The sequence below is a fragment of the Pantoea sp. SGAir0215 genome (assembly GCF_043543215.1).
The window spans coordinates 749,382-761,319 of the sequence record NZ_CP028031.1 but is presented as its reverse complement, the minus strand read 5'-3'; the positions used below and the strand labels follow the sequence as shown (position 1 = coordinate 761,319).

The 11,938-nt window shown below is 53.9% G+C and carries 10 protein-coding genes and 4 tRNA genes; 4 read left to right on the top strand and 10 right to left on the bottom strand.

Annotation, left to right across the window (positions count from 1 at the left end):
- The first annotated feature begins 226 nt into the window (after positions 1-226).
- Genes hemC through hemY form a run of 4 tightly spaced genes read left to right on the top strand, consistent with a single transcriptional unit; the run spans position 227 to position 4,250 of the window.
- Positions 227-1,168: a hydroxymethylbilane synthase gene (gene hemC / locus C1N64_RS03665; RefSeq protein ID WP_054634795.1), complete on the top strand. Its 942-nt coding sequence runs from the start codon at positions 227-229 to the stop codon at positions 1,166-1,168.
- Entirely contained in the window at positions 1,165-1,893 is a 729-nt protein-coding gene (gene hemD / locus C1N64_RS03660) for a uroporphyrinogen-III synthase (RefSeq protein ID WP_394515259.1), read from the top strand. The genes hemC and hemD overlap by 4 nt, the downstream gene beginning before the upstream one ends.
- Before the next feature lie 24 nt (positions 1,894-1,917).
- Positions 1,918-3,051, top strand: a complete 1,134-nt coding sequence (gene hemX / locus C1N64_RS03655; protein WP_033737353.1) for a uroporphyrinogen-III C-methyltransferase — start codon at positions 1,918-1,920, stop codon at positions 3,049-3,051.
- A 2-nt stretch (positions 3,052-3,053) separates the two neighbouring features.
- Positions 3,054-4,250, top strand: a complete 1,197-nt coding sequence (gene hemY / locus C1N64_RS03650; RefSeq protein ID WP_033737352.1) for a protoheme IX biogenesis protein HemY — start codon at positions 3,054-3,056, stop codon at positions 4,248-4,250.
- A gap of 802 nt (positions 4,251-5,052) precedes the next feature.
- Here the strand turns inward: hemY and C1N64_RS03645 are convergent.
- The 10 genes from C1N64_RS03645 to rffC all read right to left on the bottom strand — a co-directional run bounded on the left by C1N64_RS03645 (position 5,053) and on the right by rffC (position 11,920).
- Positions 5,053-5,129: transfer RNA gene (locus tag C1N64_RS03645), tRNA-Pro, on the bottom strand.
- Between the two features lie 21 nt (positions 5,130-5,150).
- Positions 5,151-5,237, bottom strand: a tRNA-Leu gene (locus C1N64_RS03640).
- A 16-nt stretch (positions 5,238-5,253) separates the two neighbouring features.
- A tRNA-His gene (locus tag C1N64_RS03635) sits at positions 5,254-5,329 on the bottom strand.
- A 95-nt stretch (positions 5,330-5,424) separates the two neighbouring features.
- Positions 5,425-5,501, bottom strand: a tRNA-Arg gene (locus C1N64_RS03630).
- A 157-nt stretch (positions 5,502-5,658) separates the two neighbouring features.
- On the bottom strand, positions 5,659-6,399 hold the full coding sequence (gene wecG, locus C1N64_RS03625) for a lipopolysaccharide N-acetylmannosaminouronosyltransferase (RefSeq protein ID WP_006121441.1): 741 nt from the start codon (positions 6,397-6,399) through the stop codon (positions 5,659-5,661).
- 42 nt (positions 6,400-6,441) lie between these two features.
- On the bottom strand, positions 6,442-7,785 hold the full coding sequence (wzyE, locus tag C1N64_RS03620) for an ECA oligosaccharide polymerase (RefSeq protein ID WP_006121440.1): 1,344 nt from the start codon (positions 7,783-7,785) through the stop codon (positions 6,442-6,444).
- Positions 7,782-8,849: a TDP-N-acetylfucosamine:lipid II N-acetylfucosaminyltransferase gene (locus tag C1N64_RS03615; protein ID WP_058701513.1), complete on the bottom strand. Its 1,068-nt coding sequence runs from the start codon at positions 8,847-8,849 to the stop codon at positions 7,782-7,784. The genes wzyE and C1N64_RS03615 overlap by 4 nt, the downstream gene beginning before the upstream one ends.
- Positions 8,846-10,096 (bottom strand): lipid III flippase WzxE, encoded by a 1,251-nt coding sequence (gene wzxE, locus C1N64_RS03610; protein ID WP_394515258.1) that lies wholly within the window; start codon positions 10,094-10,096, stop codon positions 8,846-8,848. Before wzxE ends, C1N64_RS03615 begins: the two co-directional genes overlap by 4 nt.
- Entirely contained in the window at positions 10,096-11,226 is a 1,131-nt protein-coding gene (rffA, locus tag C1N64_RS03605) for a dTDP-4-amino-4,6-dideoxygalactose transaminase (protein WP_039339223.1), read from the bottom strand. The genes wzxE and rffA overlap by 1 nt, the downstream gene beginning before the upstream one ends.
- The gene (gene rffC, locus C1N64_RS03600) at positions 11,213-11,920 is read right to left on the bottom strand and encodes a dTDP-4-amino-4,6-dideoxy-D-galactose acyltransferase (RefSeq protein ID WP_133745812.1); all 708 of its coding nucleotides are present in this window, start codon (positions 11,918-11,920) and stop codon (positions 11,213-11,215) included. The genes rffA and rffC overlap by 14 nt, the downstream gene beginning before the upstream one ends.
- Positions 11,921-11,938 lie beyond the last annotated feature (18 nt).

Here is an 11,938-nt window from a genome sequence, read left to right as displayed (position 1 = left end):
GGAAACGTGATCAATCTATCACTCGCCGGATTGACCGTAAAGAAAGTTACGCTACCGCTATTTTAGCACGGTTTCGTCTACTTTTCGCACACCCAACGAGCGGCCTGCGATTACTGCCTGATATCTCAGGTTTAATCTGCGGGCGGTTCTTTTCAATCCGTTGAAACTGACAGCCTTCCCTCAACGATGATAGGATATTCGATGAACGATCTAAATGGTTAACGGCATGTTAAACAAAATTTTCAGAATTGCTACACGACAAAGCCCTCTTGCCATGTGGCAAGCACAATATGTACAGCAGCGTTTGATGAGCGCCCATCCGGGTTTGCAGGTTGAACTGGTGCCCATGGTGACCAAAGGCGACATCATCCTGGATACGCCGCTGGCTAAGGTGGGCGGTAAGGGGCTGTTTGTCAAAGAACTTGAGCAGGCGATGCTGGAGAACCGTGCCGATTTGGCCGTGCATTCGATGAAAGATGTGCCCGTAGCGTTCCCGGCAGGACTGGGCCTGGTCACCATTTGCCAGCGTGATGACCCACGCGACGCCTTTGTCTCAAATCATTACGCGTCGATTGACGATCTTCCTCATGGCGCGGTGATTGGTACGTCCAGCCTGCGCCGTCAGTGTCAGATCAGTGCACGCCGTCCCGACCTGGTCATTCGCTCGCTGCGCGGCAATGTCGGCACGCGGTTAAGTAAGCTTGATGCTGGCGACTATGACGCCATTATCCTTGCCGCCGCCGGCCTTAACCGCCTGGGGCTGGAAGCGCGAATTCGCCAGCTCCTGCCAGCTGAAATTTCACTGCCAGCCGTCGGCCAGGGTGCGGTGGGCATTGAATGCCGCCTGGATGACAGCACCTTAATTGGGTTACTACAGGCACTGAATCATGATGATACGGCTGTCTGTGTCAAAGCTGAGCGCGCCATGAATACCCGTCTGGAAGGCGGCTGCCAGGTACCTATCGGCAGTTTTGCGGTGCTGAATGGTGATGAGCTCTGGCTCCGGGGTCTGGTTGGCGCGCCGGACGGCAGTACCGTTGTAAGCGGCGAGCGCCGCGGGCCACGGTCTCAGGCCGAGCAGATGGGGATCTCGCTGGCCGAAGAACTGCTTAACAACGGTGCGCGTGAAATTCTGCACGACGTTTATCAGGGACAACCCCCCGTATGACGATTCTGGTCACGCGCCCGGAACCCGCAGCGGCAGAGCTGGTCTCCCGACTGCACGCCCAGGGTAAACAGGCGTGGAGCCTGCCCCTGATCGAATTCGCGCCGGGAGCTGACCTGCCCTCATTACCGGCTTCGCTAACCACGCTGCACCGGGGCGATATGGTCTTTCTGCTCTCGCAGCAGGTTATCCACTATACACAGCATGCTGTCAAAGCATGGCCCGCAGACCTGGACTATTATGCAATTGGTCGCAGTACCGCGTTAGCGTTTCATACAGTGAGTGGCTTACAGGTGACCTGGCCTCATGCACAGGAAACCAGCGAGGCGCTGATCAAGCTGGCCACGTTGCAGCAGGTGTCAGGTAAACGCGCGCTTATCCTGCGTGGCAATCAGGGCCGCGAACTGCTGTCAGAAACGTTGACGGCACGGGGCGCGCAGGTCTTCTATGCCGAGTGTTATCAGCGCTGCCAAAAACATTATGACGGTGCAATCGAAGGCCGCCGCTGGCGCGATCGTCATGTTTCTACGCTGGTCGTCACCAGCGGCGAAATGTTGCATCAGCTGTATTCGCTGTTCCCCGAGGTTGATCGCGAGGAATGGCTGCTCCGCTGCCGACTGATTGTCGTCAGCGAACGTTTGGCTTCTGTGGCCGCCAATCTTGGTTGGCAGGATATTCACGTAGCCGAAGGTGCCGATAACGATGCGCTACTGCGCGCGTTATGTTGAACTTAACAATGGGATGTGCCAGATATGACGGAACAAAAAGACACCTCCGCCGTGGTTGAAGAAACTACACCAGCGGTTGATCGCGATGCTTCTCTTCAGGAACAACCACCCCGCAAGCAAAAGAACGGCGGCATGGTCCTGGGAGCGGTCGCGATCGTCATCGCTCTGGCGATTGGCGCAGGTTTATACCTGAACGATAAACACCAGGCCGAATTGCAGGCACAAACCAATCAGAGTCTGAGCGAACAGCTTGCCAAGCTACAGCAGCAGGCAAACAGCGATAAACAGCAGCTTTCTCAGCAGCTGAGCACCACAGAAAAAGCGTTAGAGACCGCTCAGGCACAGCAGGCGGCTTCTGAGAAAGCGCTGCAGGCGTTGCGCGAAAAGTTAGCCTCCATTTCAGGAAACGACGTGCGCAGCTGGCTGGTGGCTCAGGCAGATTATCTGGTGAAACTGGCGGGTCGTAAGTTGTGGAGCGATCAGGATGTCACCACGGCCGCAGCGTTGCTGAAAAGCGCTGATGCCAGCCTGGCAGATATGAACGATCCCAGCGTCATGAATGTGCGTCGCGCGTTGACGCAGGATATCAGTACGCTTTCGGCTATCTCCCAGGTGGATTACGACGGCATTATCCTGAAGCTTAATCAGCTATCAAACAACGTGGATAATTTACGTCTGGCCGATAACGACAGCGATGACGCGCCGATGGACAGCGACAACGGTGAACTTTCTGGCTCTATTCGCGAATGGCGTCAGAACCTGGTGAAGAGCTGGCACAATTTTATGGATGACTTTATTACCATCCGTCGCCGGGACAACACTGCCCAGCCCTTACTGGCCCCGAATCAGGACGTTTACCTTCGCGAAAACATTCGTTCTCGTCTGCTGATCGCGGCCCAGGCCGTGCCGCGTCATCAGGAGGAGATCTACAAGCAGTCGCTGGAAACCGTCTCAACATGGGTGCGTGCCTGGTATGATACGAACGATGCCTCGACAAAAGCGTTTCTGGCCCAGTTGGATGAACTTAGCCAGCAAGATATCAATATGGATCTGCCAGACAGCCTGGAAAGCCAGCCGTTGCTTGAACAACTGATGCAAACGCGCGTGCGTAACCTGATGGCACAACCCTCTGCCGCCGCAAACCAGCAGGGAGGCTGATCATGCTTAAGGTATTTATCCTCTTTGTCCTGTTGATTGCAGGGATTGTGCTGGGGCCGATGATTGCCGGCCATCAGGGCTATGTGCTGATCCAGACCGACAACTGGAATGTGGAAACCAGTGTGACCGGCCTTGCCATTATCCTGATTATCAGTTTGTTAGTGATTCTGGCGGTGGAGTGGCTGCTGCGTCGCCTGTTTCGGACGGGTGCCCGCACCCGTGGCTGGTTTACCGGGCGCAAGCGCCGTCGTGCACAGCGCCAGACACAAAACGCCCTGCTTAAACTGGCAGAAGGTGATTTCAGGCAGGTAGAAAAGCTGCTGTCCAAAGACGCCGACCATGCTGATGTTCCTGTCGCAAACTATTTGCTCGCGGCAGAAGCGGCTCAGCAACGAGGCGACGAAATGCGGGCTAATCAGCATCTTGAACGGGCGGCTGAACTGGCTGGTAATGATGTTATCCCGGTCGAGATTACCCGAACCCGCATCCAGCTGGCGCGACATGAAGATCACGCTGCCCGCCACAGTATTGATCGTTTACTCGAAGTGGCTCCGCGTCATCCGGAGGTCCTGCGCCTGGCCGAGCAGGCTTATATTCGTACCAGTGCCTGGAGCGCCCTGCTCGATATCCTCCCGTCCATGGAAAAAACGCAGATTGGCAGTGAGGAGCACCGCGCTGCACTGCAACAACAGGCCTGGCTGGGTCTGATGAATCAGGCGATGGCCGATCAGGGCAGTGAGGGATTAAAACGCTGGTGGGGAAATCTGAGCCGTAAAACACGCCATGAGACCTCGTTGCAGGTGGCGATGATTGACCATTTGATTGAGTGTGACGATCACGATACCGCTCAGGAGATTCTGCTGGATGGGCTGAAACGTCATTACGACGATCGTCTTGTCCTGTTGATGCCGCGCCTTAAAAGCGGTAACCCGGAAGCGCTGGAAAAAGCGTTACGTCAGCAAATTAAGCAGCATGGTGCCACGCCTTTACTGCACAGCACCCTGGGTCAGTTGCTGATGCGCCATGGTGAATGGCAGCAGGCAGCGGAAGCCCTGCAACAGGCGCTGGCACAGCGCCCCGACGCTTTTGACTACGCCTGGCTGGCGGATGTGTATGATCGTCTGCGCCGTCCGGAAGACGCCGCAAAAATGCGTCGTGAAGGTCTGTTACTGACGCTAAAGAACAATCCCGATGCCTGATCTGTTAAAACCGGGTTCGCCCGGTTTTTTTACGCCCACAGGTTGAGACAAAAAAAAACACCTGCCGAAAGCAGGTGTAAAATCAGGTCGGTTTGACAACCGAGAGGTACCCGACTCAACGTGGTGTCTGTTAATCCTGTAAGGCTTTCGCGATACAGGCAGGCAGACAACAGGTACCCAAAATTGGCTCTGCGTCATTCCCAGGTTTATGTAGCCGAAGCAAACATAAGAGGTGGAATGAGCATCTACGCGTTAATTATTGCATAATCCATGCCAGTTGCGCTTTTTATTTTTTTATTAAATTAAAACAAAGAATTAGCAATAAATAATTTTATCACTCTTTGCGCGCAGCCTGGGAATTGTCGGGATAATGCGACACAGCACTCGCTTTACGTCGCAAATAAGCGACACGTAAAGTAAAGGCGCGTCAACTTCATTTAAAACAAGGAGTTATACGTCTCAATTCTGCGACAACCGCTTAATCCCTGTTTCCGCAGAACTACCGTAAGCAAATCAGGCTGGACAGACGAGCAATAGCGCCGCTTACGGCGGAAACGCAAACCAAATTTCTTTCTCACCACATCTGACCAGAAACCGCTCTCACAGATGAACATCGCCCTTTCGGCAAGACGATAAACCTGTTTGTGCAGATCGTTCTGGTGAGAGAAGACTATGCTTCCTGTGCAGATTTTTGCGTTTGCAACGTTGCCTCGCTTCGCCCGGCACAAACCGCTTTCGGTGGTCTTCACCCTCTTTTGTACGGACGAAAAAAAACCTGTCTTCTCAGACAGGTTTCTAAAAATGGTCGGCGAGAGAGGATTCGAACCTCCGACCCACTGGTCCCAAACCAGTTGCGCTACCAAGCTGCGCTACTCGCCGATTTTTTTAATTTGTTTTGCCTGGTGCGAAGAGAGGGACTTGAACCCTCACGTCCGTTAAGACACTAACACCTGAAGCTAGCGCGTCTACCAATTCCGCCACCTTCGCGTATCCCAGCAAAATCTGGGGTGGCTAATGGGACTCGAACCCACGACAACTGGAATCACAATCCAGGGCTCTACCAACTGAGCTATAGCCACCACTGTACTGAATGTTGTAAGTCAAACCTACAGCATTTAAATCTTTCTACCTAACGCGGTACTGATACCACCGAAGCTCATACGCACAAACTAAATGGCGCGCCCGACAGGATTCGAACCTGAGACCTCTGCCTCCGGAGGGCAGCGCTCTATCCAGCTGAGCTACGGGCGCGTAGCGCCGTTGCGGATGTGCATACTAGAGATAAGCGCCCATCCTGTCTAGTGCTTTTTAAAGAAAATAGCGCGTTTGATTACGCTTTGTGCATTTCGTCGACAAATAACGCATTTACGCCTGTGCGGACGCGAAATTCTGGCATTAATCAGCGATATCACAGATCGCCACGCCAGTGATAACGCAGGTATTTCACCAGCTTTAACTGCCTGCGCAAGCGACTGGGCTGCACGAGCAAGCGATAGAGCCACTCCAGCCCCAGTTTTTGCCAGAAGACAGGCGCACGCTTTACGTGTCCCGTAAAGACATCGTAGGTGCCGCCTACGCCCATATACAGCGCCTCTGGCCACTGCCTCTGGCAATCCGCCATGAAAAGCTCCTGGCGTGGTGAGCCCATCGCTACCGTCACCAGCTTTGCGCCGCTCGCTGCAATGCGGGCACACAGCGCCTCACGTTCAGACGGGACAAAGTAACCGTTCTGGGCACCGACGATGTTGACGTTCCACTGACGACGCAGCTTCGCGCACGTTTCATCCAATACCGCCTCACGGCCACCAATCAAAAACACCGGGGTCCCCTCGCGGCCAGCGCGTTGCATTAAGGCTTCCCACAGATCGGCACCCGCGATGCGCTGCACGGAGGCCTGGGGATATTTCTTTCGAATCGACCGTACAATACTGATGCCATCAGGATAATTGAATTCGGCCTGCTGGATTTGGGCGCTCAACGCCGCATCCCGTTCAGCACTCAGAACCTTTTCCGCATTAATGGCCACCAACGTACCTGTACGGATACCGGATGGGGGCATCAAAAAATCGACAAACGCTGTCATGCTGTCGAAACCGTACAGGGTGATACCGCGAATCTCGTAGCGTGGTGTACCGGTGTGCGTACTCATATCTTTATTGTTTTTCCCTTTCATACCAGAGGTGCATCAGCGTCAGGATGGGCTATGCAGCGGACGTTCTCTACGGCTGCGAATCAGACCGACATGATTCAGTAATCCGTAAAGCAGTTTCGCTACCGCCAGGCAGGCCGCAAAAATAAGGCAAAAAAACACCACGCGGGAGCCAAATGCATCCAGCCCTTCACGCGCCAGTACAATCATGTTGAATACCGCACCAAAACAAAAACTTTGTAGAATGGCCCCCGTATAGCGATTTGACTCACTGCGTCCGCGCTTATACAAGCTATCAAAGCCTTTAATGATTAAGCCCACAGCCACAGCACCTGGCACTATCGCCCCAATACCGCCCATCACCAGCAGTGAACCGATCAAGGTAGGAGAGATCGCCAGACCTGAATGGTTATTAAGCACCTCCCATGTGAAATAGTTGGCACTGTTCAGGACGGTCAGAGGACGGTCGGGCCACAGCCATGACGGGATAAATACATAGAAATCACGCCACATGGGCGCTAAACCCTGAAAATCGATTTTATGGTAATTTTCGAGCAGCAACGCCAGATTTTCCCAGGGCGAAAAAGTGTCCCGGGTCAGATAAAGAAAGGTATAAAACGCTTCTGCGCCCATTACGTCCAGGTTATAGCGTCGCAGCGCCAGCCAGAACATACCGGCAATGGCCATCACGCCAGCGACGGCCAGCATCCATAAGGTTATCCAGCCACGCGTAATTCCGATAAACAGAAACAGCGCAAAAGCGATGATGATATTGGCACGCGTCCCGCCAACCAGCGCATAGGTCAGCAAGCCAAAACTGACGGTGACAATCAGAAAGAGCAGCCAGTTACGGCGTGTAGGATGTAAAAAATACGGGATCAACATCGCCGGAATAAAGAAATAGAAAAAGCGCTTCAGAGCGACACCCGAAACCTCACTGGAAAAGATCTGGTTGTAGGCTGTGAGGCGAAATAATAAAAAGCCGTTATGGATGAAAAAAACCGTCACGGTCGCGATGGCGACCAGCGCCAGCAGGCCACAGGTCAAATGCGTCTCCACACGGTTCATCTGTAGCCAGGGCCGGGCAGGTGATGTCGCCATCGGCCTGAGACGGACCTTGTAACTGACAAAGTAAATGACATAAAACGCTGTGGCAGACAGCATCGCCTGCAGTAAAAAATCGGCCGGCACCACCTGAGTGTCAAAACGAAACACCAGAATGCTGGTAAGCGGAAACCCAAAATAAAAGGTCAGCAGAAACAGCAAGGTAAAAAACAGGTGAAAGTTAAATCGTTCCTGTTTCATCTCGCGTACATTCAGCGTGACGATGATCATGAGTGACAGCACGTAGACTAACAGCAGACCACTAAACGCCAGTAGACTCATGAAGGCTCTCCTTCGCAAAGGCGCAACGCCGCCTGCCAACCCACGAGATAACCCGGCGCCAGAAACGCAACGTGCTGCTTGTCGCATCCCATGAGCTGTCGGCGCGCTTCTGCAACGATAGCAGGCGTCAGCGCATCATCGCTGAACAGGACCGGAAGCTGTTGCGCGGTGACATCACGCCAGAAAGGATTTTTACGCGTCAGCACGAAGGGGATATTGGCTTGAATCAACAAACACAACGTGCCTACGCCCTGCTGCCGCTCGAACATAAAATAGCCTAAATGGCAGCGCGCCAACAATGCCAGATAATCATCGAAGGCCAAATTTTCACGCAGTAACGTTACCTGCCCCTGAGGAAAAAGTCTGTCAGCGGCATTCTGAATCCGGGCAATATACTCATCGTTATTGGGCGGATAGCCAAGCGGCACCGCAATACGCACATTCTGGCCAAACTGCGCCCGAATCGCCTCCAGCCCTTCTGTATGACGATTACTGGCATCGCCTGAATTCCCCAGCAGCACCGTCAGGATGTCATCCGGGCGGGGCGTTATCGCCGCGGTGGGTAAGCGGGTTGGAAAGTAAAGTAAGGTGCGCGGTACCGAAGGATGGCGTTGCTGATAATGATACAGATCGCCTTCAGTCGCGAAGACACGTGCAATTCGCCCCTGCGCAATACGACGCAGAAAATAAAACAGGCGGAATTTGAGGCTACGCGAGTCTTCATATAAATCGGCGCCCCAGACGTGCCAGTACACCTGAGACCGGTGCAGCCTGCCACTCAGTAACGCCAGCCACAGCCAGGGATTAAACTGTCCATGGCAAAAGAAACGCTGCTCGCGCTGTTTAGCCCGGCGTAAAAGTGCTTCAGAGAGCGCTTTCTTGCTGCTAAACGTTTCAATGCGCAATGCATCAAAGCCAATAAGGCTTTCCGGCTGCCTGGTGACCACCATAAAGTGACGCGCCACAGGCGCAGGCAGTTCGGTGCTCATCACGTCATTAAAAAAACGCAACACCGTGAGATTGTGATGGGGAATATCCGATCCCAAAACGTGAATCAAAGTCATTTTCTTCGGCAGTAGAGAATAAAGGCGCCACAGCAGAGCGCGAAATAGGTAATGTACGTGAACATATAGGCTTGCGCTGCGCCACTGGCACCGTGTAACGGAATCAGCCAACGGGAAAACAGGGTCAGTAACGCAAACTGACTGATTTCCGTCAGCACATAAAAACGTAACGATGCTTTCGCGATGACCAGATAGCCAAAAACATAAGCCCCCACTTTAAAAACATCCCCACACAACTGCCAGACGAACAGATCCCGCATATCATGGAATGCGGCAGAAAACAGCAGGCGGATAGCGATATCCCGCATTACCCACACGATCAGGCTGGCCGCCGCGACAGCCGGCAACACAAAGCGCAATGCCCGTCCGATCTCTCGTGCAATCTCTGTTTTGTTTTCTAACCTGGCCAGCGTGGGCAGCAGCCAGACGCTAAAGGTTGCGGTAATAAACTGCAGGTAAGCATCGGAAATACTGGTTACGCCCTGCCATAAACCGACCTGAGCCCAGCCGTTGTGAGCGGCAAGTTGGTTTCGCATCATGACCCAGGCAACCGGAAGCGTGACGGCGGTGATCAGTGCCATCAGCGTATATTTTGCCAGCTGACGCGCCATCTCAGGCTGCCACTGCGGACGCAGCCAGCTTAAGGGCAGCGGCACACGATACCTGAATATCACCAGGGCAGGAATAACCAGTAATGCCGGCACCATCGCTAAACCGGTTAATGCGCCCGCGTACCCTCCCAGCCCCCAGCACAGCATATAACCGGCTACGCCAGTCACGCTGCCTGTCATCAGCGCCAACGCATTACCCTGTGCATCCCGGTAGCCTTTAATTAAAGCCAGAATGAGATTGGCCCAGGCAATGCCGAACTGCAAAAAAGCAACGATACGGATAACGTTTTGATAGCGATCGTGCCCAAACAAGGCGGTACTGACAGGGGCTGCAGCCAGCAAAAAAACCAGCGCCAGCAGTGTTGAAAAGCCTGTCACCATCGCCGAGGCCGTTCCAACCAGCGCGCGCAACGGCTGCGGTTGCTGGCGATATTGCGCGACAAAGGTTGTGACGCCGTTGAAAATCCCGGCCCCCGCCAGAACGCCCAGCACCGTGATCAACTGTCGAAAATTCCCCGCCTGACCAACGCCTTCCGGGCCGAAACTGATCGCCAGCAGCTTGACCACCAGCAGGCCCACGGCAATTTTGACCAGAGTTGAAGAGGCCGTCCATACAGAGGCTTTGGCTAATGACATCAGGAAAAGAAGCTCAGCAGTGAGCTGATAACCGTGCTCTGGTTATTATCTGACAGGTTAAAAAACAGCGGCAGGCGCAATAAGCGCTCACTTTCGGCCGTGGTGAAACGGTCATCGCCCGCAAAACGGGAAAACTGCAGGCCAGCAGGTGAAGTATGCAGCGGAATATAATGGAAAACGGCCAGGATTTCGGCCTCTTTAAGCCAGTTAATCAACGCCTGACGATGTTCCTGATCGCGCAGTTTAATATAGAACATGTGCGCGTTGTGCTGGCTGTCGGCCGGAACCGTGGGCAAGGTAATGTGGCCGCTTTCTGACAGCGGTTTTAGCGCATTATAGTAGCGCTGCCATAACCGCAACCGCTGCTGGTTAATACGCTCGGAGGCTTCCAGTTGCGCCCAAAGATAAGCCGCCTGTAGATCCGCCATCAGATAACTGGATCCCATATCGCGCCAGGTATATTTATCTACCTGACCACGAAAAAACTGGCTGCGGTTGGTGCCTTTTTCACGGATGATTTCCGCACGCTCAACCAGGCTGGCATCATTAATCAACGTTGCACCGCCTTCTCCGCCCGCCGTGTAGTTTTTGGTTTCGTGAAAACTAAAGCAGCCGATATGACCGATAGTGCCTAAGGCCCGCCCTTTATAACGTGACATCACGCCCTGCGCAGCATCTTCAATGACAAACAGCTTGTACTGGGCCGCCAGCGCCATGATCGTGTCCATCTCACAGGCAACGCCGGCATAATGTACCGGTACGATAGCACGCGTTTTATCCGTGATGGCGGCTTCGATCAGCGTTTCATCCATATTCATCGTGTCAGGGCGCACATCCACAAACACGATTTTTGCGCCCCGGAGTACAAAGGCATTCGCAGTGGACACAAAGGTGTAACTCGGCATGATGACCTCATCGCCGGGTTGAATATCGATCAGCAATGCCGCCATTTCCAGTGATGCGGTACAGGAAGGCGTCAGTAACACTTTTGCACTGCCGAAACGCTGTTCCATCCACTGCTGGCAACGGCGCGTAAAACCACCATCGCCACAGAGCTTGCCGCTGCTCATGGCCGACTGCATATAGTCGATTTCGCTGCCCACAACCGGGGGCGCATTAAAGGGAATCATGACCTCTCCTGTAAAACCAGTACGCCGTGCTTTCCAGTCGTGCACCACTGCGTAAATAAAGACGCATCGCCGTGAGATTGCTGATTTGTGTTGCGACGCGCAGCCGATCGAGCTGGCGTACACGTCCCCAGTCAGCTGCCGCCAGCATCAGGCGCTGACCAATGCTTTGCCCCTGCGCCGCAGGCACGACAGCCAGTAAGCCAATGCGGGCATCGCCATCTACCTCACGCAAAGACACGAATCCCTGCAGCGCACCGCTGTCATCGCAGGCCACCAGACACTGATGATCAAAGGTGCCAAGTACCGCATTTTCAATCCACTGCGCGTAAAAACGTCCGCTCTCATCTGGCGCAAACCACGGCGAACGAAACCGACTCTGGCGGAAGGCCTGAGAAGCCGCCTCACGCAGTGCGGGGATCTGGCCTTGACGGGCAATACGAACCCCCGTTTGCCGCTCGGTTCGTTTAATCGTGAGGGACAACTCCGCCTCGCCCTCCACCAACTGGAACTGATGTTGATTCAGGGCGTCAATGGTGGCGGTCTGATCAGCGGGCACTTTAATTTGAAACAACGCACAAGGATGCTGAAGCGCGCTTTCCAGCGGCAATGTTCCACCCGTTTCCAGTCTGACAGACTGGATGCCGAAAAACTGGCTCTCCCAGTCGAGGGGATTGACCTTAACGTGAACGGACATGTGTTCCTCAGAGCTTTG